Source organism: Sorangium sp. So ce426 (assembly GCF_051475585.1).
Taxonomy (GTDB): domain Bacteria; phylum Myxococcota_A; class Polyangia; order Polyangiales; family Polyangiaceae; genus Sorangium; species Sorangium cellulosum_B.
In genome coordinates this window covers 4,140,957-4,166,327 of sequence record NZ_CP150341.1, presented here as the reverse complement: position 1 = coordinate 4,166,327, position 25,371 = coordinate 4,140,957, and the positions used below count along the sequence as shown (strand labels likewise).

The following is a 25,371-nucleotide window of genomic DNA, read 5'->3' as shown; positions in this document are numbered from 1 at the left end:
GGTCGTCTTATGGCCGCTCGAGCACGTCGAGGATCGGGTTCAGGTACTCCGGGTGGCGCGCGACGACCCCCGAGTACCCCTTCCCCCCGGTGCGCGTGCGCCTGACGTCGCCGAACGCGCCGCGCCCGATGGCGTCCCAGACGGTCTCCCGCTCGACCTCCTGCAGCAGCTCGTGCGCCTTGTCGAGGACCTCGCGGGCGCGCCGCTCGACGATGCCGCCCGGCTTCCACTGGATTTCGTCGCCGAGGTGCCGCGCCGCCGTGAAGATGTAGCGAGCGCTCTTCAGCGAGAGATACCGGTCCATGAGGAGCGGTGTGTGGACCGCCTCGCTGAACATCCCGAGCAGCTCGATCGACTGGCCGGTCGTGATCCCGACCAGGTTGAACATCGCGTCGTGGACGTGGCTGTGGAAGATGTCGCCTGTCTTGAACTTGGTGGGCGGCATCCACTTGATCGGGTGCCTGTCGAAGATCTGCCGGACGAGCTGCGCCTGGGCGAGCTCGAAGAGGAGGCTGTCATCGAGCCAGGGGTCGATCTCGAAGGCGTGGCCGAGGCCCATCTGCTCCTCGCGGAGGCCCGCGCGCCGCGCGAACGCCTCGTTGATGAACTGCGACGCGAGCACCGTATGGGCCTTCTCGACCGCGTCGGCGGTCGTGAGGTAGTTGTCCTCTCCCGTGTTGATGACGATGCCGCTCCTCGCGATGATCCTGCGGGAGAAATACTGATCGATGAACGTCCGCTGCATGTTGATGTCGCGGAACAGGATCCCGTACATCGCGTCGTTGAGCAGCATGTCGAGGCGCTCCACCGCCGCCATCCAGGCGATCTCGCTCATGCAGAGGCCGGACGAGTAGTTCGTCTGCGCGAGGTAGGTGCCTGTGTCGCGGGTCGCCTCGTCGGTGGCGCGGCGGATGATCCTGAAGTTCTCCTGGGTCGCGTACGTGCCGCCGTATCCCTCGGTGGTCGGCCCCTCCGGGACGTAGTCGAGGAGCGACTGGGCGGTCGCGCGGATCACGGCGACGATGTCGGCGCCGGCGAACCCGGCGGCCTTGGCCTGCACGGCGTCGTCGTAGATGTTGCCCGTCGCGACGATGACGTACTTGAGCGGCGCGACGCCGACCCGGTGCGCCGCCTTGGTGGCCTCGCGCTCATCGCGGGCCCTGTCGATCCGGGCGATCGCCTCCCGCGTCGCGGCCTCGAGCGCGCCGCGCGCCTCGGCCGCGGAGGGCCCCGCGCCGAGGTCGGCCGCCTCGCTGAACGCCAGCATCTCCGCGGCCTCCTGCACCGAGCCGGCGCCCTCGCAGAGCGCCCGGCCGAGGTGGTACGCGACACCGCGGCCGGCTTGCCCCGCCCTGTGGATGCGATCGACGAGCGCGTTCACGAGCGGCGTCCCCTCGGCGTCGGCGCCGACCACGCCGTAGGCGCGGGCGACCGTGCGCTCGACGCCGACCGTCGTGTGGCGGTCGATGAAGCGCTGCACCTCGTCGGCGATGTCGGCGGCAAACGCGCGGCACGCCTCCACCTTTTCCTGCTCCACGGGGACAGTCGTCATGGATTTCTCCGGGGCAAGCGCTCTTAGCGCACTCTCCCCGCGGCCGGTACTCCGGCGCAGGATCCATGGCGGAGCATGGAACAGCCGGCCTCGCGGGACTCAGCGGCGGCCGATGACGGCGCGCGGCGCGTGATGACGGCGCACGGCGCCCGGCAGCGACGCCGGCGGCGGGCGGCCTCACGCGTGCGCGGCGCGGCGAGCGGCGCTAGACGACGGGGGTCATGGGCAAGCTCATCCTGCTCTTCACGGCGCTCCCGTTCCTGGAGCTCTGGCTCCTCCTGTCGATCGGCGACGTCATCGGCTTCTGGCCTACCGTGGCGATCGCGCTCGGGACGGCGGTCCTCGGCGCGGCGCTCGCGAAGCGCGAGGGGCTCAAGGTGCTCGCCTCGTGGCGCGGCGCGATGGCCGCGGGGCGCGTCCCGGACGAGGGGCTCACGGGAGGGCTCCTTGTGCTCCTCGGGGCGGCCCTGCTCGTCACGCCGGGGGTGCTGACCGACGTGGCAGGGCTCCTGCTCCTGCTCCCGCCGGTGCGCCGTCGCATCGCGGCGGTGGTGCGGGAGCGGTTCGAGCGGCGGGTGGCCGCGGCGAGCGCCGCCGGCATCGGCGTCGGCGGCCCGGGCAACGGCGCGTTCTTCAGCATGAAGGTCATCGACCTGAGCGGCGGGCCGTTCGGCGAGCGCGCCGGCGCGTCCCGCGGGCAACCGGCGTCATGGCAGGTCATCGACGTCGATGCGGAGGTGACCGAGAGCGCCGAGGAGGATGAAGCCGGCGGGCCAGCGCGGACGACGCGACGACTGCCCGGCTGACACCCAGGTGTCATCGATGCCCCGGCGAACGCAGGCGCGCTCGCGCTGCCCGGAGCACCAGCGACTCTCACGCACGACCCCCGAACACCGGCGTCAGGAGCTCGGCGGTACACGCGAGCAACGACGCAGGACAACGATTCACGTCCGAGCTGCACGACTGAAACGACAAAGAAACAGAGCGCATTGTACGCTCCTCAACGTCGTCGGCGCAGCCCGACATCCCAGGAGAAACGACATGAAGATCTGAACCTGCGCAACATCATGCAACAACGCACAACGACACCAACGCAGCAACCTCTATGAAAGATCCAACTCGAACCTCTATCCCATCGACCCGGCCGCGCCGCCCCGGCAGCAGCGCGAAGAACGACCCTGGCACGACGTCCAGGCCTGAGCAGCGCCGGCGCGCTCGCCTGAACGCCCGGCGGGCGGTGCTCCAGCGGCCCCGCCGCGCGCCCTCGCGGAGGATGCCGAGATGAGGCTCATCAAGTCGATGGCCGGCTGGCTCCTCGGGTACGTCGATCCACGGGAGCCGCTCGGCAGCTCGCTCATCAACGCTCTTTCCCGGCTCCCCATCCACCTCGCCGCGGACGCCGTATGCCTCCGGAGGAACGCGGACTCCGGCGCCATCGAGGTGCTCCTGACACAGCGCGGAGCGTCGGCGGCAGGCCCTGGAGAGTGGTGCTGCCCCGGCAGCGTCCTCTCGCCGGGCGAGCAGCCCGAGCACGTCCTCCACCGGGTCGGGATGACGATCTCCGACTTCACGTTCGTCGGCGACTACTTCTCGGCCGCCGCGCGCGGCTGGATGCTCTCCCGGGTCCATCAGGCGAAGCTCGCCGAGGTCCCGGCGACGGGCGCCTGGTGGCCAGTCGAGCAGCTGCCGAACAACCTGGTACCCAAGCACCGGGAGCTGGTCATCCCGATGGCGGTCAAGGCCTTCCACGCCCAGCGCGCGAAGCGCTCGCAGAAGGTCGCCAGCGCGCCGCTCACCTGAGGACAGCGGTCGTCCGTCTATGCTGCTCCGGGCGAGCGCGGCGCGTGGCTGGCGCGTGACTGACCAAGACTGAGCATGTAGCGCCCGGACACACCAGGAAAGGAAGCGTGGGGAGGCCGCGCCGTCGGTCCGCTCGCGCCGCGCGCGGCCGGCCGCTATGGTTCGCGCGCCGCTTGCGTTACGCTGCGTGGTACGGCTGTGGATCCCCGCGGCGGCGCTCTCCGCGGGTGATTCCGCACGGACATGGAAGACATGACGGTCGACAAGACAGCTCTCATCGTGGGAGGAACGGGCCTCGTCGGCGGCCACTGCCTGCGCCTCCTCGTGCAACAGCCAGCGTACACGAAGGTCGTCGCCCTGCTCCGCCGCCCGGCCCCGATCGAGGACGCGCGGCTCTCGCAGCGCATCGTCGACTTCGACCGGCTCGAAGGCGCGGACTTCGCCGGCGTGAGCGACGTGTTCTGTGCGCTCGGGACGACGATCGCCAAGGCCGGCTCCGAAGAGGCCTTCTACGAGATCGATTATCGCTACCCCATCACCGTCGCCAGGCTCGCCGAGAAGGCCGGGGTGAAGCAGTTCGTCCTGGTCTCCTCCGTGGGCGCCGATCCGCGCTCGACCAGCTTCTACCTGCGCGTGAAGGGCGAGCTCGAGCAGGAGCTCTCGGCGGCGAGCTTCGCGGCGGTCCACGTCCTCAGGCCGAGCCTGCTCCTCGGCGAGCGGGGCGAGGTCAGGAAGGGCGAGGCCATCGGCGTCGCGGCGGCGCAGACGCTCCGGTTCACGATGAAGGGCGGCCTGCGCAGGTACCGGCCCATCGACGCGAGGACCGTCGCCGGCGCGATGGTCGCCGCCGCGCTCGACGGGCGCAGCGGTCGCCACGTCTATCACTTCGACGACATGGAAGCGCTCGCCAAGGGCATCGGCGTCGTCCAGGCCTGATCACCGCCATGGCGCCGCCACCCACCTGGCGACGCAAGCGCGCGAAAATGCTAGGGCTCTCGGCAGGCACGGCGCTCGCTCGATGACGCCGCCATGGTCCTCGCTGAACGCCCCTCGCCGATCGTGACCGAGCGCCTCGCCCCCTCCCCGCTGCGCCCGCCGGAGAGCCCGCCGCCGTCGCTCGACGCCGTGCTCGCGGAGCGGTTCGGCATCGCCGCGTTCCGGCCGTGGCAGCGCGAGGCGATCGAGGCCCTGCTCGGGGGCGCGGGGCGCGTCCTCGTGGTCGCCCCGACCGGCGGCGGCAAATCGCTCTGCTACCAGCTCCCGGCCGTCGCCCTGCCCGGCACGGCGCTCGTCCTGAGCCCGCTCATCTCCCTGATGGAAGATCAGGTCCGCGCCCTCGAGGCGCGCGGCATCCCGGCGACGTTCATCGCGTCCAGCCTCGCGCGCGAGGAGAACGGCCGCCGCCTCGCCGCCCTCCGCCGCGGCGAGTACAAGCTCGTCTACGCCGCGCCCGAGCGCCTCGCCCTCGACGGGTTCCTCGAGGCGCTCGCCGCGTGCCGCCTCTCGCTCGTCGCCGTCGACGAGGCGCACTGCATCGTCCAGTGGGGGCACGACTTCCGGCCCGACTACCTGCGCATCGGCGCCGCGCTCGCGCGGCTCCGGCCGCCCCGGGTCCTCGCCTGCACCGCGACGGCGACCCCCGACGCGCGCGACGAGATCATCCGCCGGCTCGGCTGGCCGCTGCCCGCGCTCGACGGCGCGGGCGACGGCGGCGGCGATGCGGTGAGCGGGCGCGGCCCCGAGGAGCCGCCGCCCAAGGTGATCCTGCGCGGCTTCGCCCGGCCCAACCTCCACCTGCAGGTCTCCGCCGTCGACGGCCCGCGCGAGGCCGGGCGCCGCACGGCGCGCGCGCTGCTGGAGGCCCTCGGCGATCCCGGGCGGCCCCGCGGGGCGGGCATCGTCTACGCGGCCACCCGCAAGGGAGCCGAGCGCCTCGCCGAGGCGCTCCGCGACGCCGGCTGGAACGCGGAAGCGTACCACGCCGGGCTCGCCCCCGAGTCCCGCGCGCGCATCTCGGCGGGCTTCGCCGATCGCAGCCTCTCCGTGGTCGTGGCCACGAACGCCTTCGGCATGGGGATCGATCGCCCCGACGTCCGCCTCGTCGTGCACGCCCAGCCGCCGTCGTCGATCGAGGCGTATTACCAGGAGGTCGGCCGCGCCGGGCGGGACGGCGCCCCGGCCCGCGGCCTCCTCTTGTTCGCGCCCGCGGACATCGCGCTGCGCCGCCGGCTCTGCCAGCTCGGCGAGGGGGGCGTCGAGGCGAGCGCCGACGACGCCGCGCGCGCCTGGGGGCTGTTCCGCGAGCTGCTCCGCTACGTCGACGCCGCGACGTGCCGGCACGACTTCATCCTCCGCTACTTCGGCGACGAGGCCGAGTCGCTCGGCGGCTGCGGCCACTGCGACGTCTGCCTCGAGGTCGACGCCCTCGAGGCGAGCGACCCGGCCGCGCTCGCCCGCGACAACGACCTCGTGCGCCGCGCGCTCGCCGGCGTCGCGCGGGTGAAGGGCGGCGCCGGGATGCAGGCGGTCGCGTCGATGCTGATCGGCGAGTCGAACGAGCGCGTCCGCCGCATGGGGCTCGACCGGCTCTCGACGTTCGGCGTCCTCGAGAAAAAGAGCCACGACGAGGCGATGTCGATCCTCCGCGCGCTGCTCGCCAACGCCTGGATCGATCTCACGACCGGCGAGTTCCCCGTCCCCCTCATCACGCCGGCGGGCTGGCGCGTGATGCGCGGAGACGTGCCCGCGCGGGTGCGGCTCCCGGTCCCCGCCGCGCGGCGCCGGGCCCATCGCCCGCTCCGCGCGGCGCCGGGCCCATCGCCCGCTCCGCGCTCGCCGGCGGCCGCGCCCCCCCCGCGGGCGCGCGCGCAGCCGGCCCCGCAGGCGTTCACGTCCGCAGCGACCACCGACGACGCGGCGCGCCCCGCGCCGGGCGCCCCCCTCCCCGCCTCGCGCGCGCAAGCGGAGCCCGGCGTCGAGCTCGAGGAGCGCGACGTGCCGCTGTTCGAGGCGCTCCGGGCCCACAGGGCCGCGCTCGCGAAGGAGAAGTCGCTGCCCGCCTACGTCATCGCGCACGACCGGACGCTCCGGGAGATCGCGCGGATCCGGCCCGCGTCGCTCGACGACCTCGCGCTCGCGCGCGGCATGGGGCAGGCGAAGATCTCGAGCTACGGGGAGGGCATCCTCCGCGTCGTCCGGGAGTTCTCGGGCCCCTGATCGGCCCGGGACCTCAGGCGAGACCCGCGACGCGGAGCTCCGCGATGAGCTGGCCATCCAGGCTGACGAACGTCGTCAGGCGCCCCTCGACGTTGATGAACACGTCGAGCATCAGGCCCGCGCCGAGCTCCAGGACATGGAGGTCCCCCTTGAGGACCACCGTCGGGGCCTCGCCTCCCCTCGGCGGCCGCCTGGGTTCCCTCTCCATGGCCTTCTTCGAGTTCATGCCCACCTCCGCCCACCGGCCCATCCGCGCCCAGGACCGCCGCCGCACGCCGCGCGGTCGACCCGGATGCGACCGCACGCGCGAGGCAGCCCGCCCGCCGGCCACCACCTCAAGCGCGTTCCATGCCGTGCTCGCACGGCTGGAGTGATCCTTCCCTTCACGCAGCCCCCTTTCTCGCCCGCTCGTCACCCGCTCCTTCCCCGACCGGCGCTGCCTTCATTTCATGGGATCGGCTTCACAGGAAGGCACGAAGTTCAGCCAGGATCGGACTTTTCTTCCCGGCTTCCCATCCTCCCGATGGATCCGGGCAACGCCGGTCGAGCGGGGCAACCACGGTCCATCACCTCTCCCTGGCCCAGGACGAGAGCGACGCTGCTGCGCCCACCGAGACCCGGCCCGAGGCGAGCACCGGCCCCAGCGCTGGCTGCTCCACGAGCAGCGCCTCGACCCGCAGCAGCGCCGGCAGATAGACGACCTCCCGCGCGAGGCCGCCGCCCCGGTGGACGCGCGCCGCGATGCGCAGGGCGTCCCCCGTGGAGCGCGCGCCGCGCGCCTCGAGAAGCCGCGCGGTCTCGACGAAGCCCGCGCCGCGCTCGACGCTCCGCGCGGCGAGGTGGCGCAGCCCGAGCTCGATCCGGCGGGCGCCGACCAGGTACCCCGCGGCGCGCTCGCGCGCGAGCGCCCAGCCCTCCTGATCGTCGCCCCCGTTCGCGGTCCCGATCGCGAAGATCCCGAGCGGGAGCGCCGCGGCGCGCACGCTGGGCGCCGCGTGCCCCTCGATCTCGTGGAGCACCGTGCGCTCGACGTCGTCGCGCGTGAGCATGCGCCCCCGCGCGACCTGGATCACCCCGTCGCCCGTCGCGGCGAGCGGCGCGATGTCGGCGATCACGACCCGGAGGGGGAGGCGCCGCGCCCCGATCTCGCGGCGCATCCGCGACACGAGCGACCGGGGCGAGCGCGCGTCATCGCTCCGCACCCGCACCTCGTCGCCGGGCGCGGCGCCCGCCTCCTGCTCGACCCAGGCCGCGGCGAGCGCGTCCGCCTGCTCGTCGAACGCGTCGCGCGCGGCGTAGCGGCGGCGCGCGGCGGCCCAGCACCCGGCCCCGCCCGCGGCCTCGCAGATGGCGGCCTCCGCGGCGAGCTCGCTCGCGCGGCCGGCGTAGACCGCGCCGAGCTCCCCTTGCCCCGCGAGCCGCTCGGCCGCCGCCTCCATCGCCTTCCGGAGATCGCCGTGGTCCTGCGCGGGCGCGTAGGTGAACCGCGGCAGCTCCCCGCCGCTCCGAGCCCAGGAGGCGGCGAGCCGCGCGAGCTCCTCGACGAGGTTCACCGGCGTGCTCGACCCGACGACGCGGATCCGCCGCGCCGCGGCGCCGAGGAGCCGATCCGCGTCCGGCACCCACGCCGGAGGCGCCGGCCGCTCGGCCGACCTAGCTCGATGACGCCGCGCCACGGCCCGCCGCTCCTTCCAAGTACGCCCCCGCCCCGTGTGCCCCTGCCCCGTGAGAGCGCCGCGCGCCCGGTGCCGCCCGCCTCAGAGCAGGTTCGCCGCGAGCTCCGCGAGCTCGCTGCGCTCGCCCTTGGCGAGCACCACGTGACCCGCGATGCGCTCGTGCCTGAACCGCTCCGCCACCACGAGCAGGCCGTTCGACGCGTGGTCCACGTACGGGTTGTCGATCTGCTGAGGGTCGCCGGTCAGCACGATCTTGGTCCCCTCGCCGCACCGCGTGATGATCGTCTTCACCTCGTGCGGGGTGAGGTTCTGGGCCTCGTCCACGATGAGGTACTGGTGCGGCAGGCTGCGCCCCCGGATGTAGGTCAGCGGCTCGACCTGGATCTGCCCGCTCTCCAGGAGCTCCACGAAGCCGCGCGCGTCGCGCCCCGGCCTCGTGCCGCCGTTCGAGAAAAGGAACTCGAGGTTGTCGAAGATCGGCTGCATCCACGGGTTCAGCTTCTCGTCCACGTCGCCCGGAAGGAAGCCCAGATCGCGCCCGAGCGGCATGATCGGCCGGCTCACGAGCAGCCGGCTGTAGGCGTTGTCCTCGGTCGTCCGCTTGAGCGCCGCCGCGAGCGCGAGGAGCGTCTTGCCCGTCCCGGCCTTGCCGATCAGCGTGATCAGCCGGACCGAATCGTCGAGCAGGAGGTCCAGCGCGAACGCCTGCTCCTTGTTGCGCGGCCGGACCCCCATCACCCCCTCCCGCCCGACGCGGAGCGCGACGATCTGCCCGCGCGCGGCGTCGAACCGGCCGAGCGCCGTGTGGCTCGGCGCCCCCGCGTCGCGCAGCAAGACCGCAGAATTCGGCAACAGATCCGCGAGGTTGGCGCCGGAGAGAGAGCCGTTCTGGAAGAACGCGTCGACCTCGGCGCCGGGCACCTCGAGCTCCACCACCGACTGCTCGATGGCCGGGTCGTGCACCCGCTGGTTCTCGTACGTCTCCGCCGGGATCCCGAGCGCGTCGGCGCGGATCCGGAGGTTCGTGTCCATCGTCACGAAGATGGTCGGCCGATCCTTGTGCCGATCGCGGATGTCGATCGCCGTCTGCAGGATGGCGTTGTCCTGCGATCCGGACTCCAGCCCCACGAGCAGCTCCGGCCGCCGCTCCGGGATCGCGATCCGCAGCGTCCCGCCGCTCTCGAGCAGCACCCCGGTCGCGAGCGTCCCGGCGCCGCGGACCTCGTCGAGCAGCCGGGCGATCGTCCTCGCGTTGCGCCCGCGCTCGGAGCCCTCCCGCTTGAACTGATCGATCTCCTCGATCGCGTAGATCGGGATGATGACGTCGTTGTCCTCGAACCTGAAGATCGCGTGCGGATCGTGGAGGAGGACGTTCGCGTCGAGAACGTAATTCTTCTTCATGGGGGAGCGGGACGACGTAGCCGCCTGAAGCGACGGGCGCAAGAGAGCTCTTGTGCCGCCCGCGCTCGGTTGTGGTCCCAGCCGGCCCGTCGTCGTCAGAGATCGATCCGGTAGTCCTTGATCTTGTAGAGCAGCGCCCGGTGGCTGATCTCCAGCACCTCGGCCGCCTTGGTCCGGTTGCCCTTCGTCTTCTGGAGCGCGCGCCGGATGAGGATCTCCTCGATGACGCGGGACGTCTTCTTGATCGACAGCTCGCCGCTCGTCAGCTGCATCTGGATCGGATCGCGCGCCTCGCGGATCCGCTCGGGCAGGTCGGCCTCGCCGATGCGCTCGCCCTCGCAGAGCACCATGGCGCGCTCGACGGTGTTCTCCAGCTCCCGCACGTTGCCCGGCCAGCGGTACTCCAGGAGCAGCCGCCTCGCCTCGGGCTCGAAGCCGCGGATGTTGATGCCGAACCGCGCGTTGTTCCTCGCGAGGAAGTGATCCATGAGGATCGGGATGTCCTCCCGCCGCTCGCGGAGCGGAGGGATCGCGATCGGGAGCACGTTGATCCGGTAGAAGAGGTCCTCGCGGAACCGGCCGGCCTGGGTCTCGGCCAAGAGGTCGCGGTGGGTCGCCGCGAGGATGCGGACGTCGACCTTGATGTCCTTGCTGTCCCCCAGCCGGCGGAGCGTCTCCTCCTGGAGCACCCGGAGCAGCTTCACCTGCAGCGGGAGCGGCAGCTCGCCGATCTCGTCGAGCAGCAGCGTGCCGTGGTTCGCCTGCTCGAACAGCCCCGCCCTGTCGTTCACCGCGTCGGTGAACGCGCCCCGCTTGTACCCGAAGAGCTCGCTCTCCAGCAGGTTCTCCGGGATGGCGCCGCAGTTGACCGCGACGAACGGCCCGCCGCGGCGGCTCGACCGCCGGTGGATCGCCCGGGCCACGAGCTCCTTGCCGACGCCGCTCTCGCCCGTGATGAGCGCCGTGGTCTTGTAGTCGGCGACCTTCGCGATCGTCTTGAAGATCACCTGCATCGGCGGGCTCTTCGCGAGGATCTCCTCGAAGAGGTTCTCCCGCCGGATCTCCTGGCGCAGGACGCGGTTCTCGCGGCGGAGCGCCTCCCGCTCCTCGGCCTTGCGGAGCGTGAGCAGCACCTCCTCGGCCTTGAACGGCTTCTGGAGGTAATCGTAAGCGCCCGCCTTCATCGCCTCGATCGCCAGGTCGACGTTGCCGTAGGCGCTCATCACGATGACCGTGGCCTCGTTGCCCTTGGCCTTCAGCGTCGCCAGCAGATCGAGCCCGCCCATCCTGGGCATCCGGACGTCGGTCAGGATGACGTCGGGCCCGAACGTCTCGACCATCGCGAGCGCCTCCTCGCCGCTCGAGACCGCCTCGACCTCGTAGCCGTCCCGCTTGAGGAACGTGCGCACCACGAGGCGCAGGTTTTCTTCGTCGTCAACGACTAGGACACGGCGCATACACCCTGAAAACTTTTCCTACACCGGCGCGCACCACTCCGCAACGAGTTGCGTCTTTGCCCCTGCCGCAGCCTGTCCTCCGCGGTGTTTGGGAGTCGGGCGCGGCGCGCGCGGGCCCACAGCGGGCGAGCTCTGCGAACGTCGCCGCGCACCACGCGAACGCCCCTGCGCGACGCGGAATGCGCGTGCGCGGCGACGGCGCTTCGCGGCGCTCGCGGCGCGCCGGGACGACGCGGTGGTGGCAGTTGACGCGGCCCGCGCAGGCTGCTTTAGCGGCGACACGCGCAGGGAACCAGCAGGGGCTCGAGAGGCCTCGATCCTGCACGCCGGAGCGGCTTTCGCGGACAGGACCGCGCCCCTTAATTCGATCGCGTGAGGAGCCAGGGCATGAGGATGAAGGATCGTCTGGTCGACCAAGCAAAGAAGCTCACCTCGTCGGGCGTGGTCGTCCGTGTCGTCAGCAACGATCGCGTGATGCGGCTCGCCACGGGGGTCATGGACGCGAAGAACCGCCTGCGCGCCGCCCGGGAGCGGGCCGCGGAGGCCTGGGACATCCTGCTCAACGGGCACGCGCTCCCGAACATCGATCCCGCGCTCGACGACGAGGCCGGCGTCCACGTGGCGACGCCGTCCCGCTCGGCGGCCCGCCAGCCCGCCGCGGGCGGCGCGGGCGGCGCGGGGCTGTCGGTCGTGGAGGAGACGGCGAGCGGCGACGCGCCGCGCGAGCGCGCCGCCCGCACGCACGTGAACGGCGTCGGCGCGAACGGCGCGGGCGCGAACGGCGCCGGCACCTACGTGGCCGCGGCGGCCGAGCAGCAGCTCGCGACCCAGATGGCGGCGCGGACGTCGCTGTCGCGGATCGGCGGGCGCGACGTGTTCGAGAAGGCGTACAAGTTCATGACCGCGGACAACGCCCGCGCCATGGGCGTCTACCCCTTCTTCCGCCCGCTCGACTTCAACAACGGCCCCGAGGCGCAGCTCGAGGGCCGGACCGTGATCATGCTCGGCTCGAACAACTACCTCGGGCTGACGACCCACCCGAAGGTGCGGGAAGCCGCGCGGAACGCCATCGACAAATACGGCACCAGCATGACCGGCTCCCGGCTCGTGAACGGGTCGATGCGCCTCCACAACGAGCTCGAGCAGAAGCTCGCCGCCTACCACGGCAAGGAGGCGGGGCTCGTGTTCACGACGGGCTATCAGGTGAACATCGCGACCATCTCGGCGCTGCTCAGCAACAAGCGGAGCGTCGCGATGATCGACAAGGACGATCACGCATCCATCTACGACGGCGTGCGGCTCGCGCAGGCGGCCGGCGCCCGGATGGTGCGCTACAAGCACAGCGATCCCGCCGCGCTCGACAGCGCGCTCTCCGAGATCGCCGACACCGAGGGCGCCCTCGTGATCACCGACGGCGTCTTCAGCGCCCAGGGCGAGATCGCGAGTCTGCCCGGGATCGTCGAGGTGGTGAAGAAGCACAAGGCGCGGCTCCTCGTCGACGACGCGCACGCGCTCGGCGTCATCGGCCCCGGGGGCCGCGGCACCGCCGCGCACTTCGGCCTCGAGAAGGAGGTCGACCTCATCGGCGGCACCTTCTCGAAGTCGCTCGCCTCGATCGGCGGCTGGCTCGTCGGTGAGCGAAAGGTGCTCGATTATATTCAGCATTTTGCCTACAGCTTCCTCTTCGCGGCGAGCGCCGCGCCGCCCTGCGTGGCCGCCGCCATGGCCTCGCTCGAGGTCATGCAGGAGGAGCCCTGGCGCCAGGAGAAGCTCCGCGAGAACTTCACGTACATGCGCACGGAGCTGCAGCGGCTCGGCTTCGAGCTCGGCAAGACCGAGACGGCCGTCATCCCCATCTACATCCGCGACGATCTCAAGACCGTGATGATGTGGAAGTCGCTCCTCGACGACTACTCGCTCTACGTGAATCCGTTCATCACACCCGGCGTCCCGCCCAAGCAGCAGGTCCTGCGCACGAGCTACATGGCGACGCACGAGCGCAAGCACCTCGATCACGCGCTCGAGGCGTTCGAGAAGGTCGGCAAGAAGTTCGGCGTCATCTGAGCCGGTGAGCCGGTGAGCCGGTGAACCAGGAGGAGCGCCGAGGGGCGCCCTCCGGGCCCGCTCCCCGCGCTCGACGTGATCGACGTGATCGACGCGCGCCCGTCAGGTTCGGCATTTTCGCCGCGCGGCGGGCGTGGTCAGCTGAGCGGTCATGGATCTTCGACCGTTCGTGCAAGGCGTCGCCGGGGCGCTGGGACCTGCGCTCCGCTCTTTCTTCCTGACCGCCGCGGCCATGTCGTTCCTGGCCCTCGTCCTCGCGGCCTCGTCGTATGCCATCGCGGCCGACGGCTCGGCGCTGCGCGGGGGGCTGGCGGCCGTCGCGGCGCTCGCGCTCTCCGCCGTGATCGGCTTCACGCTGTCGTGGAAGCGGGCGCTCGGCACGGGCATCCTTCAGATCGTGCGGGCGAAGCGCCTCGGCGGGATGCTCGTGACCGCCGTGTTCGAGCGGCTGCTCGGCGTCTCCGAGCAGGCCGAGGCGGGCGCCCGCGGCGGGCGGATGGCGCAGGCGGTGGAGCGGGTCCCGCTCAACGAGGCGGTGAAGCGCCTGCGCCTCGCCGTGATCCACAGGGTGCAGGCCGCGCCGACAGGGGGCGGCGTGCGGGGGTTCCTGCGGCGCAGGATCGAGGCGCAGCTGCTCGGGACCATCGAGAAGCTGACGCTGGCGCGCTTCCGCAACGAGGCCAACCAGGGAGGCGGCATCGACCTGCTGAAGGTGCGGGACGAGCTCGCCCAGGGCGTCGACGGCCTCGTCACCGACCAGATCGAGGGGACGCTGCTGAAGATGACGCTGCTCCTCGTCGGGGCCGCCGCGCTGGCGTCGCTCGGGGCGGCCGCGGGCATCCAGCACATCCCCGTGTGATCCTCCTCTCAGACCACGCGCAGGCCCTCTCCCCCCCTGCGCGCCCCCGGCCCTCGGCGAACGGCGCCGCGCCCGCGATCGAGCGCCGCCAACGGCTCAAGCCGCTCCCCTGCCCGATCGACGCCTGTCGCTAGCGAGCTGCGCCAGCGCAGGCAGGCCACGCCGCCGCGCGCCGCTCGGAGGCTCTCCGTGCACATGGGCTTTGCCTAATTGCTCTCCATTACGTTAGTGTCAGCCGACTGCCGTTACGTTTCATGTTGCTCTCATGTTTCATGTTGCTCTCATGTTTCATGTTGCTTTCACCTCATGCTGCGCAGAGGAGGCAATTCGATGATGGAGAACGATATGGGGAGATGTTGCTCGGCGCTCGCTTGCGTCGTGGGATTGCTCGCGTCGCCGGCCGCCTGGGCTCAGGATCCCGCGCCGCCCCCGGCTGATCCGGGCGCAGCGGCCGCGGCGGCGCCGACGCCCGCGGCGGAGCCCGCCGCGCCGGCGCCGATCCCGAGCTGGTTCCGCTTCGACGCAGACAGCCTCGGTCTCCAGCTCTGGGCCGGCGCCTCGCACCAGGTCGGCCCCATCAGCCTCTCGAGCGACATCTACCTCACCACGCTGGGAACCGCGGAGTTCGACATCGGCCCCGCCTTCACGATGGGCCCTGTCACCATCAACCCGATGGTGGGCTTCTCGTTCAACTTCATGACGATGGAGCCGGCGGCGCTGGTCGCCCCGCAGCTGTTCACCTTCGTCGACGCGAAGCCCGTTTACTTCGAGTCGTGGATCCTGGGGTCGTTCTCCAGCATGTTCAACGAGAGCGTCCAGAACTACGTCTACACGCGGGACTTCCTGCTCTATTACCCCATCGACGACTTCGGCATCGGCCCGCACCTCGAGGCCACGATCGACCTCAACGAGGTCGCGCTCGAGGACGACCCGTTGACCGCCGGTGCGGACGTCGACGAGAGCGGCCTCGCCAGCCTGCAGGTCGGCGGCGTGATCGGGCTGAACTACGGCACGGGAAACAAGCTGCTCCTTTACCTCGGCTACGAGACGCAGGAGGAGAGCCAGATCGGCGGGAACAAGCTCGCTGGCCGGTTCACGTTCGTCCACAACTTCTGACGGCGCGCGCCGCGCGGCGACGCCCGCCGGCGCGGTAGGAGCTCGCGCCCTCGCCGCGTTCCGTCTTCCGGTCGAGCTTCCCGCCGGCCGGGCGCGCTGGTACCGCAGCGCCATGGCCAGACCGATCTCGTTCTTCACGACCGCGCTGTGCACGTTGCTGGGGCTCGGGTGTCAGGCCCGGGATAACGTCCCGCCGGCCGCGCCGGCCCCGAGCGCGTCCGCGTGCCAGCCCGCCGACTGCGGCCCCCTCGCGATGATCGCCCGCGTCTGCGACGACGGCTCCACCGGCACCCCGCAGTGCGCGCGCGCCGAGGGCGGGGCGTGCCGGTGGGAGCACGTCTGTCCCGGCGCGAAGCCGGCCTCCGAGGCGGCGGCCCCTGGGCCGAGCGAGCCCGCCTCGCCGGACGCAACGCCGCCGGCCACGGCGCTCGCCGACGCGAACGCGGCGTTCGCGCAGCGCCTCTACGGCAAGCTCGCCGCCACGAAAGACAAGCTCTTCTTCTCGCCGGCGAGCATCTCGACCGCGCTGGCCATGACCTACGCCGGCGCCCGCGGCGAGACCGCGGCCCAGATGGCGAAGACGCTCGAGTTCACCCTCCCGCCCGAGGCGCTCCACCCCGCGTTCGCCGGGCTCCTCAAGGAGCTGGCGCTGGCGACCGGGCCCAAGGGGCCCGAGCTCCGGATCGCCAACCGGCTGTGGGGCCAGGCCGGGCTGCCGATCGAGCCCGCGTTCCAGAGCACCACCCAGCAGCACTACGGGGCCGGGATCGAGCTCGTCGACTTCAAGGGCGGGAGCGAGCCGGCGCGGGGGCGCATCAATCAATGGGTCGAGCAACAGACGAACGGGAAGATCAAGGACCTGATGCCCGCCGGCAGCATCACCGGTCTCACCCGGCTCGTGCTCACGAACGCCGTGTACTTCAAGGGGAAGTGGGCGACGCCGTTCGACAAGCGGGCCACCAAGAACGAGCCGTTCACGGTCAAGCCCGGGACGGCGCCGGCCGTGCCGATGATGCGCAAGACGCTGCTGGCGGGCTTCGGAAAGGCCGCTGACGCGTCGGTGCTGGAGCTCGCGTACGAGGCGCAGAGCCCCGAGCGCCGGCTGGCCATGGTCGTCGTCCTGCCCGAGCAGGTGGACGGGCTGGCGAAGGTGGAGCAGCGCCTTTCGGCGGGGGAGCTCAAGGCGTACGTGGAGGCGCTCCATCCGGCGCGGGTCGACGTGGCGCTCCCGCGCTTCAAGATGACCGCCGAGCTCGAGCTGTCGGCGACCCTGAGCGCGCTGGGCATGCCGCTCGCGTTCGACGACAAGAAGGCCGACTTCACCGGGATCACGAGGGCGGAGCCGCTCTTCATCTCCCAGGTCCGCCACAAGGCGTTCGTCGAGGTCAACGAGGAAGGGACCGAGGCCGCCGCGGCCACGGGCGTGGTCATGACGACACGGTCGGCCCCGGCGCAGCCCCAGGTGTTCCGCGCGGATCACCCGTTCGTTTTCCTGATCCGCGACGTCGCGACAGGCGCCGTGCTGTTCATGGGCCGCGTGACCGACCCGCGATGACGTTCCTCCCGGCGGAGGGGTACCGAAAGTCCGCGCGGAGCGCCAGAACCGCCGTACGATGAGCCGTTTTGCCGGGCCTTCACGGGCTCTGCCACCCCCCCGATTTCAAGGAGCGAGCGATGAAGAACGAAGACGCCGCGAAGGTGCTGCATGCCGTCCGTGACCTGACCCCCGCGATCGCGTCACGGAGCGCCGAGATCGAGGAGGCGCGGCGCCTCCCCGCGGATCTCCTCGGCCAGCTCAAGGCGGCGGGTTGCTTCCGGATGTTCGTGCCGAGGAGCCACGGCGGCCACGAGGTCGATCTGCGCACGGGGATGGACGTCCTCGAGGCGCTCGCCCGGGCGGACGGGGCCACCGGCTGGACCGTGATGATCGGCTCGGAGAGCCCGAACCTCTTCGCGCTCCTGCCGCGCGAGCGCTTCGACGCCATCTACGCCGGCGGGCCGGACGTGATCATCGGCGGCGGCTTCAACGCGCAGGGGGAAGCCCACGCGACGGACGGCGGCTACCGGGTCACCGGGCGCTGGAGCTTCGCGAGCGGCTGCGAGCACGCCAGCTGGCTGTTCGGAAACTGCGTGATCATGGACGGCGGCCGCCCGCGGATGGGCCCGGCGGGCGAGGCGGGCGAGGTGCGCGAGACGCCAGAGATGCGGGGCATGCTGTTCCCGGCGGGCGAGGCGCGCATCATCGACACCTGGTCCGTGCTCGGCCTGCGCGGCACGGGGAGCCACGATATCGCGCTGGAAGGGGCCTTCTGCCCCGAGGTGAACACCTTCGATATCTTCGGGGGCCAGCCGTCGGTGGCCGGGCCGGGCTTCGTCGCGCCGGTCCTGCACTTCGTGCTCCACATGGGGGCCGTGGCCGTGGGGATCGCCCAGGGGGCGCTCGACGACGTCGTGACGCTCGCGAGCTCGGGCAAGAAGCGGCTGTATGCGCGCGCCCAGCTGGCGGACTCCCCGCTGTTCCAGGTGAACCTCGGCCGCGCCGAGACGAGCGTCCGCGCGGCGCGCGCCCTGCTGCGCGACATGGGGGACGAGCTCTGGGACGCGTGCGTGAACAACCCTGGCGCCGCCCTCGCGATGGCGCCGAGGATCTCGGGCGCCCTGGCCTGGGTGACGGAGGTGACCGCCCGGGCCGTGGACGCCTGCTATCAGGCGGGCGGAGGCGGAGTCGCCCGGAATGCCTCGCCGGTGCAACGGCGGTTCCGGGACATTCACACCTTCTCGCAGCACGCCGCCGCCGCAGAGGGCTGGTTCGGCCAGGCCGGCGCCGCGCTCCTGGGGCAGCCGACCGGCTTCTGGACCTGAACGCTGGCGACCACGACCACGTTCACGACCACGACCAACGCGGTATACGTGAACATGGTGCGCCCCGCCCCGCTCGCCCCGCTGGTCCTCGCCGCCGTCTCGTTCGTCGCCTGCGCCGGTGCCCCGCGTCAGGCTGACGCTCCCGCGCCGCCGCGGCCCCGGGCGGGCGCCTGCCCGGCCCGTCCGGCGTGCGACGCGCCGCCCCCGGCCGCCCTGCCGCGCGGGTTCAGGCACACGCGCTCGCGCCTGGTCGCGGCCGGGTGGCCGCGCCACCGCGGGCGCGACCTCTTCGCCCGCGCCGACGGGCCGCAGTGGGCCATCGCGAAGCTCGCTTACGGGCCGCAGGACGACGATCTCGAGGACGAGGACGTCGAGGCCTACCTGCTCCGCGGCTGCAGCGGCGCCTGGGAGCGGCTCGGCACCTTCCGGACGAGCGACGACGACCACCCGCACCCGACCACGGAGGGGATCCCGGACACCGGCGGGCGTGTCTACATCGACCTCGCCGCGGGCCGGCGCCTCGAGGTCGGCCGCCACCGCGTCCACCTCGCCGTCGCCGGCGACGCCACGAGCGCGGATCTGTTCATCGAGGTCCTCCCGCCCGGCGCGCAGGTGGCCGTGACCGACGTCGACGGGACGCTCACGTCGAGCGAGGTGGCGGTCGTCAGTGAGCTCGTCGGCGGCGGCCCGCCGGCCGCCCACCCCGGCGCGGCGGAGGCGATGCGCGCCCTCGCCGAGAGCGGGATCTACCTTTTCTATGTGACAGCGCGCCCCGAGTGGCTCGTGGGCAGCACGCGGGTCTGGCTGCGAGAGCAGGGCTTCCCGCCGGGCATCCTCCACACCACCATCGGCGTCACCGGCGCGTTCGGCGGCGCGGCGGCCAGGTACAAGACCATCGAGCTCGGATGGCTCAAGGCGCGCACGGGCATCGTGCCCTCCTTCGGCTTCGGCAACATGCCGAGCGACGTGGCGACGTACACGGCCGCCGGGATCCCCGCCTCGCGGTGCTTTTATTACAAGCTCGGCGGCGATCTCCGCGGCGGCGTGCCCCACGAGGACTACCGGGGCCTCGCCCCGGCGCTCTTCAGCCCACAGGCCGCCTGCGCGCCCTGAGGGAAGCGCTCGCGACGCGCGCCCACGCGCCATGCGAGCGGCGGGCGCGCCCGGATCAGGGAGCGCGCCCGCCGCCGATCACTGCGGAATGTCGATCACGTCCTCGCAGGTGAAGTCGACGCCCAGGGACGCCTGGGGATCGGACTGTATCGCGCCGCACACGCTCTCGCAGAGCTCGATCTGCGTCGGGTTCGATGGATTGTCGTAGCGCCAGGCGTCGGCGCTCGCGCACTCCTGATCGTACGCGACGGCCTTCGGCTGGCCCCCTCCGCTCGTGTACGTCACGCGCACCCGCTGCTTGTCGAACGTCCGCCCGTCGGGAGCGGCCGGGATCGCGACCGTGCACGACACCGCGGCGCCGCGGATCTCGTCGATCGCCGCCCTGAACGCGGTCGCGGTCGCGTCGGGGTTGCCGGTCTCGATGATGAACGCCTTCCCCGTGCCGCCCGCCACCGCGATGTCGCGCAGGTTGTCGACGTTCCCCGGCTCGTCCTCCGGCGGGTTGGCCACCCCGATCACGTAGGTCGGGACGTTGTCCTGGCGCGCCCCCTCGACGCGCTCGACGACGGCCTCGATGCTGTCCGCGTCTCGGCTGCAGCGCTGCGGGTAGCCGTCGGTCACGAGCACGAGCGCGTACTTCCCGGGGTTCTCCTGGCGCTGCGCCTTGATGAAGGTGACCGTCCCGTCGACAACGAACGCCGTCGGCGTGCTCATGCCCCAGTCGTCGTCGTTCGCGGGCGTGACATCGTCGATCGCCTCGCCGAACGCCTCGGAGGGCAGCGGCGTCATCTCGACGTCCGGCGTGCGGTAGGTGCTGGCGTCGCACATCCGCCGCTCGCCGGGGAAGAACGTGAGCGAGGCGGTGAGCCCCGCGGACGCCGGATCCTTGAAGAACTGCTTGGTCGCGGCGACGACGGGATCCCACTTGAGCTCCTTGCTGTGCGAGGGCCTGTCGTTCATCCCCATGCTGCCCGACACGTCGAACGCGACAGCCAGGTACACGGGCTGGAGCCCGGCCTGGGCCGATTGCGTGGCGCACGCCTCGCCGGCCCCGGTCGAAGGGCCTGCGCCGCTGCTGGGGTTGCCCGAGCCGGCGCCGCTGCCCGAGGTCACCCCCCCTGAACCGAAGCCGCCGTCGTCTCCTCCGGTCCCATTGCCCGAGCTGTTCCCGGCGCCCGAGCCGCTCGGATTGACATTCTGGTCGTCACCACCGCCGCCGCACGCCGCGCTGGCCACGACGACCGTGAACAAGGCAATGCTCATCGCAGGCAATCTCATGGCCTGACTCCTTTTTAAGCAAGTACCGGCGCCGCGCGCCGGTAGATAAAGCAGACCACCACACGAGGCCTCAGGAGCCGGCGCATCGCCGGACCACGCTCCTGAGAACTCGCCACCCATACCCAGTATAAGCCATCGCGCAGCGCATTGCGAGATGCGCTTTCTCAAAGTTCGTAGTTCGTATCCGTTTCGTGTTCGTGACATCGGGCTGGTTCGCGCTGGCTCGCGCTGGCTCGCGCGCCCTCAGCGCAACTCACCCGTGTGGCCGCACGCCTGTGCGCCTGTGTGACCTGTGTGCGCACACAGGCGCGCGCCGGTGCTACGGTTCGCGCCTGATGGTCCGCGCAGTGTGCTTCGATCTGATGGACACGGTCCTCTACGACCCGTACCGGGAGGCGCTCGCCGCGGCGATCCGGTCCGCCGCGCCCGGCGCGCCCGCCGCGCGCGCCGCGCCTTCCGAGATGGCAAAGCACCGCGACCCCACGTGCTGGCCTGCGTTCGAGATCGGCGAGATCGATGAGGCCGAGTTCGCTCGCCGGTTCTTTCGTGAAGGCGCCGCGGGGTTCTCGTTCGACCTCGACGCGTTCAACCGGGTGCGCCGCGCGGGATACCGCTTCTTGCCCGGCGTGCGCGAGATCGTCGCGTCGCTCGAGGGCCGCGCGCTCAGGTTCGTGGCGAGCAATTACCCCGTGTGGGTCGAGGAGGTGCGCGAGGCGTTCGCGCTCGACGTCCTGTTCGAGGGGGTCTATTCGAGCCATCACCTGGGCGTGCGCAAGCCGGCGCGCGAGTTCTTCGATCGGCTCATGACGCGCATCGGGGTCGGCGCCGGCGAGTGCCTGTTCGTCGACGATCGCGCCGAGAACTGCGAGGCGGCGGCCGCGATCGGGATGCGCGCGCACCTGTTCGACGGGGCCGCGGGGCTGCGCGCGCGGCTGGTCGGCGAGGGGTTGCTCGGCGCGTGACGGGCTCGCCCCGCGCCGCCCCGCGCGTCAGAGCGCCGCGCAGAGCGGGCACGACGCGCCCGCGTGCGGCGCGTCGCCGCGATGGAGATCGAGGATGGCGCGGGAGATCTGCGCGAGCTCGCGCCGCACCTCGCGGCGCATCCCCTTCACGCGCGGGATGGCCATCGCGTCGTAGGCCGTGGTCTGGTGCCGCATCCAGGCGATCACGGCCGACTCGGCGCGCTGCGCGACCGGGATCCGCTCGGTGCGGGCGACGGTGCCGCTGCCGACCGGCGTGGCGTGCAGCGTCACCTTGGTCGCGACCGCCCGCGCGAGCGCCGCGTAGCGCGGCGAGAACCGGAGGAACGCGGCCACCGCCGCCTCGAACTCGCGCACGTACTCCTCCTGGTCGCGCTCCCTCCGCCGGGCGTCCGCCTCCCGCTTCTTTGCGTACGCGGGCGTGCTGCGCTCGGCCTCGAGCGCCGCGCGGGCGGCCTCGATGGTGGCGGCCGGCGCCCAGAGGCCCCGGGAGAACGTCTTCCTCCCGCGCTTCTCGACGACCATCCAGGAAGGGCCCGCGAGCTTCACCCGGCGGGTGAGCCCGGCGTCGCCCGGGGGCAGGCACACCCAGCCTTCGGGCGGCGAGAGCAGCGCGCCGTCGGGCGCGCGGAAGCGGCGGGGATCCGGGGTCGGGGCCAGGGTCAGGCACTCGGGCATGGCGAACCGCCGGCGTGCTAGGCCAGGTCATGCCGCGCGTCCAGAAGACGCCGGCCGGCGCCGTCGCTCCGCGCCGGAGCGGCCCGCTGGAGGACCGTCGCTCTGCGCCGGAGCGGCCCGCTGGAGGGCCGTCGCTCTGCGCCGGAGCGGCCCGCTGGGATGGTACGCTCCGCGCCGGCGAGGGGCGCTCGCCGGTGTTCGCCCCGGTGCGGCCAGCAGGACAGGAGGACAGCGTGTCGGACGACGATCGCACGAGGTGGGATGCCCGCTACCGCGAGGGCGGCGGCGCTCCGGGGGAGCCGTCCGCCGTGCTCACGGCGCTCGATCCGCTCCTGCCCCGGCGCGGGCGCGCGCTCGACCTGGCGGGCGGCGCGGGTCGTCACGCCCTGTGGCTCGCGCGGCGCGGGCTCGACGTGACGCTCGCCGACATCTCCGAGGTCGGGCTCGGCGTCGCGCGGACCGCCGCGGCGAGAGAGGGGCTCGCGCTGCGCACGGTGGCGCTCGACGTGGAGCGCGACCCGCTCCCCGCCGGGCCGTGGGACCTCCTCCTGATCTTCTACTTCCTCGAGCGCAGGCTCGCGGCCTGCGCGGCGGAGCTCGCCCCGGGCGGGCACCTCGTCGTCGTGCACCCGACGCGGTCGAACCTGCTGCGGCACGCGCACCCGAGCGCGCGCTGGCTGCTCGATGACGGCGAGCTGCCGGGGCTCCTCGGCGAGGCGCTCGAGGTGGTCCGTTACGAGGAAGGGTGGCTCGAGGAAGGGCATCACGAGGCTCGCCTCGTCGCGCGACGTCCGGGCGTCGCGGCGCCTCCTCGGTGACGGCGGCCCGCCGCCGACGTCGCGCGACGACCACGACGCACGAGCTCCGCGCTGGCGGGCGCCCGGCGCTCGCACGTCGCGGCGCGCGGGTCTCCGAGGCTTGCCGCGACGCGAAGATCGCGCTTTGCTCGCGCCATGCGCTTCGCTCGCCTCGCGCCTCCCGATCAGGATCGCCCAGCCTTCTTCGCCCGCCTCGACGGCGCAGCCGCGCTCGTCCTGGACGCTCCGCCCTGGCTCGGCGGCAAGACAACGGGGGAGGCCGTGGCGTGGACCGACATCGATCTCGCCTGCCCCGTGGCCCCCACGAAGATCGTGTGTGTGGGGCGCAATTACGCCGCGCACGCGCAGGAGCTGGGCAACGACGTCCCGGTCGAGCCGCTCCTCTTCCTCAAGCCGCCCTCGGCGCTCATCGGTCCTGGCCAGTCCATCGTGCTCCCGCCGGAGAGCCAGCGGGTCGAGCACGAGGCGGAGCTCGGCGTGATCATCGGCCGCCGCGCCCGGGCCGTGCGGCCGGAGGAGGCGCTGGATCACGTGCTCGGGTACACCTGCCTGGGCGACATCACCGCGCGGGATCTGCAGCGGAAGGACGTGCAATTCACGCGGGGCAAGGGGTTCGACACGTTCTGCCCCGTGGGGCCGTGGATCGAGACGGCGCTCGACCCCGCGGCGCTCCGCGTGCGGGCGGTCGTGAACTCCCAGGTGCGGCAGGACGGGATGACGTCGCAGATGATCTGGGGAGTGGCCGAGCTGGTCGCGTACATCAGCCGGGTGATGACCCTGGAGCCTGGCGACGTCATCGCGACCGGGACGCCCCAGGGCGTGGGGCCGCTCGTGTCCGGCGACGAGCTCGTCATCGACATCGCCGGCGCCACGGCCGAGGCGCGCGGGATCGGCGCGCTGCGGCTGTCCGTGGCCGCGCGGGGAGACGGCGCGAGCGGGCGCTAGCTCGGCGAGCGGCCCGGGGGCGGGCCGGGCTCGACGCTCCGACCCCGGCGCTCATCTCATGGAGAAGCTCACCTCAGCCCTTCCGCTGCTCTGATATCCTTCCACGAACATCGAGACCTCGCTCAAGGTCCCCATGTTCATCCCCAGACTCTGCCATGCGTCGAAGTGGTTGGCGACGGTGATGGTTCCGCTCGTGCGCTTCTGCGTGCGAACGCTCCAGAACTGGGGAGGGGCATTGACGCCATCGATCCCAATCACATCGGATCGATCGACTCTGTAGATGTCATAGACGCCTCCGTCGCTCGTGACGGTGCCCATGGTTCTTGTTCCGCCAGGGGGGCGCCAGGTGCCCCAGCCATCGACGATATAGTATTCGACGTCCGGCTTCTTCGTCCATCCATAGACACCCAGGTAGGAATTGCCCCCTGGCTGAAAGTCGGCCTCGTAGGTCACGATCTGGTTCGCCGACCCGGGCCTCAGGCCTTTGCAGCCCAGCAAACTGTTGATATCGCTCCATTCCACGCTGAAGCCATCCGCGGTGCTGGTCAGGCAGCCGGTCCCCCGGTCCTTCCAGAGTTGATAGGTGAAGCCGCAGTGGTCGCCGGTTTGATTGCTGCAGACCGACGGTTCGGAGGTCGTGCACGCGTCGGGCGCGCCGCCGGCCCCGCCGGCCCCGCCGCCGCCAGTCCCCAAGCTGCTCGTCGACGACGAGGCCCCACCGGCGCCGGCCCCGCCGCCGCCCGGCCCCGAGCTGCTGCTCGACGAGGAGGCCCCGCCGGCCCCATCGCCGCCCGTCCCCGAGCTGCTGCTCGACGAGGAGCCCCCGCCAGTCCCGCCGGCCCCGCCGCCGCCCGTCCCCGAGCTGCTGCTCGTCGACGAGATCGAGCCGCTGCTCGACGAGGGGTCCAGGACTTCGAGGTCCTCGCCCACGATGCGCTCGGCGTTGCACGCCAGCAGGCCGCATGCCATCGAAGCGGATAAGTAGCCGAGCAAGGGAGCGATGCGCATTGAAGGGTTCTCCATGATGGACCGGCGAAGCCGCAGGCTTCTGCTCGAGATGAATTACTGAACCATCGAGACGCCTGCGTACCCTCGAACCATTGGTTTAAATTCAAGATTTCCGGCCAGCGCGCTCAGGATCCCGGCGATCATGAATGCACCTGCGAGCCTGCGCCGACCACATGCCTCGCGTTCACGACGTTCATCAAACAGACGCTCACGCACGAATACGCCGTACGATTGTGCCGGGCATCCGACGGAGAAAGCAAGAACAAGGGGGTTTGAAATACTCTTACAACCATGAGGCGAAAGTCAAGGGTCCTTTCTTCGATGGGGTCTGCTCCGCCTCGAAGTGTTCGTGGATCCGATGGGTTAGCCCGAGGCGAGTCGCCTTCCGGCGCCTCCAGTGTGGAGTCACGGGGTGAGCGCTGGTTGACACGACGTCTGACTCGCCTGTTAGCCTGCGCAGCATGGAAGCTCGTAGTTTGCTTTTCACGGCGAGCGTGCTCGCGCTCGGAGTCGCGCTGGTCGGGTGCGGCGGCGACGACGGGCCGACG

21 protein-coding genes are annotated in these 25,371 nt (G+C 71.8%); 13 read left to right on the top strand and 8 right to left on the bottom strand.

Annotated features, from left to right (window positions below; all coding sequences use genetic code 11):
• Positions 1–7: 7 nt before the first annotated feature.
• Positions 8–1,552: a lysine 5,6-aminomutase subunit alpha gene (locus tag WMF44_RS15650; RefSeq protein WP_437299915.1), complete on the bottom strand. Its 1,545-nt coding sequence runs from the start codon at positions 1,550–1,552 to the stop codon at positions 8–10.
• 221 nt (positions 1,553–1,773) lie between these two features.
• Between WMF44_RS15650 and WMF44_RS15645 the strand changes: the two genes are divergently transcribed.
• From WMF44_RS15645 to WMF44_RS15630, 4 genes are all read left to right on the top strand, one after another.
• Positions 1,774–2,358 carry an FxsA family protein gene (locus tag WMF44_RS15645; protein WP_437299914.1) on the top strand — a complete coding sequence of 195 codons (585 nt, stop codon included), beginning with the start codon at positions 1,774–1,776 and terminating at the stop codon, positions 2,356–2,358.
• A gap of 475 nt (positions 2,359–2,833) precedes the next feature.
• Entirely contained in the window at positions 2,834–3,352 is a 519-nt protein-coding gene (locus tag WMF44_RS15640; RefSeq protein WP_437299913.1) for an NUDIX hydrolase, read from the top strand.
• A 243-nt stretch (positions 3,353–3,595) separates the two neighbouring features.
• Positions 3,596–4,288 carry an oxidoreductase gene (locus WMF44_RS15635; protein WP_437299912.1) on the top strand — a complete coding sequence of 231 codons (693 nt, stop codon included), beginning with the start codon at positions 3,596–3,598 and terminating at the stop codon, positions 4,286–4,288.
• A 93-nt stretch (positions 4,289–4,381) separates the two neighbouring features.
• Positions 4,382–6,568, top strand: a complete 2,187-nt coding sequence (locus WMF44_RS15630) for a RecQ family ATP-dependent DNA helicase (RefSeq protein WP_437299911.1) — start codon at positions 4,382–4,384, stop codon at positions 6,566–6,568.
• Between the two features lie 13 nt (positions 6,569–6,581).
• Here the strand turns inward: WMF44_RS15630 and WMF44_RS15625 are convergent, their stop codons facing one another.
• From WMF44_RS15625 to WMF44_RS15610, 4 genes are all read right to left on the bottom strand, one after another.
• Positions 6,582–6,794: a hypothetical protein gene (locus WMF44_RS15625; protein ID WP_012235515.1), complete on the bottom strand. Its 213-nt coding sequence runs from the start codon at positions 6,792–6,794 to the stop codon at positions 6,582–6,584.
• Between the two features lie 340 nt (positions 6,795–7,134).
• Positions 7,135–8,190: a tyrosine/phenylalanine carboxypeptidase domain-containing protein gene (locus WMF44_RS15620; protein ID WP_437299910.1), complete on the bottom strand. Its 1,056-nt coding sequence runs from the start codon at positions 8,188–8,190 to the stop codon at positions 7,135–7,137.
• Positions 8,191–8,325: 135 nt separating this feature from the next.
• On the bottom strand, positions 8,326–9,645 hold the full coding sequence (locus tag WMF44_RS15615; protein ID WP_437299909.1) for a PhoH family protein: 1,320 nt from the start codon (positions 9,643–9,645) through the stop codon (positions 8,326–8,328).
• 95 nt (positions 9,646–9,740) lie between these two features.
• On the bottom strand, positions 9,741–11,102 hold the full coding sequence (locus WMF44_RS15610) for a sigma-54-dependent transcriptional regulator (RefSeq protein ID WP_437299908.1): 1,362 nt from the start codon (positions 11,100–11,102) through the stop codon (positions 9,741–9,743).
• 393 nt (positions 11,103–11,495) lie between these two features.
• Between WMF44_RS15610 and WMF44_RS15605 the strand changes: the two genes are divergently transcribed.
• The 6 genes from WMF44_RS15605 (at position 11,496) to WMF44_RS15580 (ending at position 19,116) form a co-directional block, all read left to right on the top strand.
• Positions 11,496–13,166, top strand: coding sequence for an aminotransferase class I/II-fold pyridoxal phosphate-dependent enzyme (locus WMF44_RS15605; RefSeq protein WP_437299907.1), 1,671 nt, complete (start codon positions 11,496–11,498; stop codon positions 13,164–13,166).
• 151 nt (positions 13,167–13,317) lie between these two features.
• The gene (locus WMF44_RS15600) at positions 13,318–14,025 is read left to right on the top strand and encodes a hypothetical protein (RefSeq protein WP_437299906.1); all 708 of its coding nucleotides are present in this window, start codon (positions 13,318–13,320) and stop codon (positions 14,023–14,025) included.
• Positions 14,026–14,355: 330 nt separating this feature from the next.
• Positions 14,356–15,141, top strand: a complete 786-nt coding sequence (locus WMF44_RS15595; RefSeq protein WP_437299905.1) for a hypothetical protein — start codon at positions 14,356–14,358, stop codon at positions 15,139–15,141.
• A gap of 112 nt (positions 15,142–15,253) precedes the next feature.
• Complete coding sequence (locus tag WMF44_RS15590) at positions 15,254–16,696, top strand: serpin family protein (RefSeq protein ID WP_437299904.1); 1,443 nt, start codon at positions 15,254–15,256, stop codon at positions 16,694–16,696.
• A 119-nt stretch (positions 16,697–16,815) separates the two neighbouring features.
• Complete coding sequence (locus WMF44_RS15585) at positions 16,816–18,003, top strand: acyl-CoA dehydrogenase family protein (RefSeq protein ID WP_437299903.1); 1,188 nt, start codon at positions 16,816–16,818, stop codon at positions 18,001–18,003.
• A gap of 54 nt (positions 18,004–18,057) precedes the next feature.
• Positions 18,058–19,116: an LNS2 domain-containing protein gene (locus WMF44_RS15580; RefSeq protein ID WP_437299902.1), complete on the top strand. Its 1,059-nt coding sequence runs from the start codon at positions 18,058–18,060 to the stop codon at positions 19,114–19,116.
• 78 nt (positions 19,117–19,194) lie between these two features.
• Here the strand turns inward: WMF44_RS15580 and WMF44_RS15575 are convergent, their stop codons facing one another.
• Positions 19,195–20,394, bottom strand: coding sequence for a vWA domain-containing protein (locus WMF44_RS15575; protein WP_437299901.1), 1,200 nt, complete (start codon positions 20,392–20,394; stop codon positions 19,195–19,197).
• A 335-nt stretch (positions 20,395–20,729) separates the two neighbouring features.
• Between WMF44_RS15575 and WMF44_RS15570 the strand changes: the two genes are divergently transcribed.
• Complete coding sequence (locus WMF44_RS15570; RefSeq protein ID WP_437299900.1) at positions 20,730–21,356, top strand: HAD family hydrolase; 627 nt, start codon at positions 20,730–20,732, stop codon at positions 21,354–21,356.
• A 27-nt stretch (positions 21,357–21,383) separates the two neighbouring features.
• Here WMF44_RS15570 and WMF44_RS15565 read toward each other — a convergent pair whose 3' ends face one another.
• Positions 21,384–22,052: a DUF2293 domain-containing protein gene (locus WMF44_RS15565; RefSeq protein WP_437299899.1), complete on the bottom strand. Its 669-nt coding sequence runs from the start codon at positions 22,050–22,052 to the stop codon at positions 21,384–21,386.
• A gap of 29 nt (positions 22,053–22,081) precedes the next feature.
• On the opposite strand from WMF44_RS15565, the gene WMF44_RS15560 reads away from it, so the two are divergent.
• Together WMF44_RS15560 and WMF44_RS15555 are read left to right on the top strand one after the other, a co-directional pair.
• Positions 22,082–22,870: a class I SAM-dependent methyltransferase gene (locus WMF44_RS15560; protein WP_437299898.1), complete on the top strand. Its 789-nt coding sequence runs from the start codon at positions 22,082–22,084 to the stop codon at positions 22,868–22,870.
• Between the two features lie 135 nt (positions 22,871–23,005).
• On the top strand, positions 23,006–23,815 hold the full coding sequence (locus WMF44_RS15555; RefSeq protein WP_437299897.1) for a fumarylacetoacetate hydrolase family protein: 810 nt from the start codon (positions 23,006–23,008) through the stop codon (positions 23,813–23,815).
• Positions 23,816–23,866: 51 nt separating this feature from the next.
• Here the strand turns inward: WMF44_RS15555 and WMF44_RS15550 are convergent, their stop codons facing one another.
• Positions 23,867–24,784: a glycoside hydrolase family 11 protein gene (locus tag WMF44_RS15550; protein WP_437299896.1), complete on the bottom strand. Its 918-nt coding sequence runs from the start codon at positions 24,782–24,784 to the stop codon at positions 23,867–23,869.
• Between the last annotated feature and the right edge of the window lie 587 nt (positions 24,785–25,371).

Bases quoted from the DNA above. Each gene is read 5' to 3' on its own strand.
- WMF44_RS15635 (WP_437299912.1), top strand. From the start codon at position 3,596: ATGGAAGACATGACGGTCGACAAGACAGCTCTCATCGTGGGAGGAACG.
- WMF44_RS15630 (WP_437299911.1), top strand. From the start codon at position 4,382: ATGGTCCTCGCTGAACGCCCCTCGCCGATCGTGACCGAGCGCCTCGCC.
- WMF44_RS15595 (WP_437299905.1), top strand. From the start codon at position 14,356: ATGATGGAGAACGATATGGGGAGATGTTGCTCGGCGCTCGCTTGCGTC.
- WMF44_RS15560 (WP_437299898.1), top strand. From the start codon at position 22,082: ATGCCGCGCGTCCAGAAGACGCCGGCCGGCGCCGTCGCTCCGCGCCGG.
- WMF44_RS15600 (WP_437299906.1), top strand. From the start codon at position 13,318: ATGGATCTTCGACCGTTCGTGCAAGGCGTCGCCGGGGCGCTGGGACCT.
- WMF44_RS15570 (WP_437299900.1), top strand. From the start codon at position 20,730: ATGGTCCGCGCAGTGTGCTTCGATCTGATGGACACGGTCCTCTACGAC.
- WMF44_RS15590 (WP_437299904.1), top strand. From the start codon at position 15,254: ATGGCCAGACCGATCTCGTTCTTCACGACCGCGCTGTGCACGTTGCTG.
- WMF44_RS15565 (WP_437299899.1), bottom strand. From the start codon at position 22,052: ATGCCCGAGTGCCTGACCCTGGCCCCGACCCCGGATCCCCGCCGCTTC.
- WMF44_RS15615 (WP_437299909.1), bottom strand. From the start codon at position 9,645: ATGAAGAAGAATTACGTTCTCGACGCGAACGTCCTCCTCCACGATCCG.
- WMF44_RS15575 (WP_437299901.1), bottom strand. From the start codon at position 20,394: ATGAGATTGCCTGCGATGAGCATTGCCTTGTTCACGGTCGTCGTGGCC.
- WMF44_RS15650 (WP_437299915.1), bottom strand. From the start codon at position 1,552: ATGACGACTGTCCCCGTGGAGCAGGAAAAGGTGGAGGCGTGCCGCGCG.
- WMF44_RS15580 (WP_437299902.1), top strand. From the start codon at position 18,058: ATGGTGCGCCCCGCCCCGCTCGCCCCGCTGGTCCTCGCCGCCGTCTCG.
- WMF44_RS15625 (WP_012235515.1), bottom strand. From the start codon at position 6,794: ATGAACTCGAAGAAGGCCATGGAGAGGGAACCCAGGCGGCCGCCGAGG.
- WMF44_RS15555 (WP_437299897.1), top strand. From the start codon at position 23,006: ATGCGCTTCGCTCGCCTCGCGCCTCCCGATCAGGATCGCCCAGCCTTC.
- WMF44_RS15610 (WP_437299908.1), bottom strand. From the start codon at position 11,102: ATGCGCCGTGTCCTAGTCGTTGACGACGAAGAAAACCTGCGCCTCGTG.
- WMF44_RS15550 (WP_437299896.1), bottom strand. From the start codon at position 24,784: ATGGCATGCGGCCTGCTGGCGTGCAACGCCGAGCGCATCGTGGGCGAG.
- WMF44_RS15585 (WP_437299903.1), top strand. From the start codon at position 16,816: ATGAAGAACGAAGACGCCGCGAAGGTGCTGCATGCCGTCCGTGACCTG.
- WMF44_RS15640 (WP_437299913.1), top strand. From the start codon at position 2,834: ATGAGGCTCATCAAGTCGATGGCCGGCTGGCTCCTCGGGTACGTCGAT.
- WMF44_RS15645 (WP_437299914.1), top strand. From the start codon at position 1,774: ATGGGCAAGCTCATCCTGCTCTTCACGGCGCTCCCGTTCCTGGAGCTC.
- WMF44_RS15605 (WP_437299907.1), top strand. From the start codon at position 11,496: ATGAAGGATCGTCTGGTCGACCAAGCAAAGAAGCTCACCTCGTCGGGC.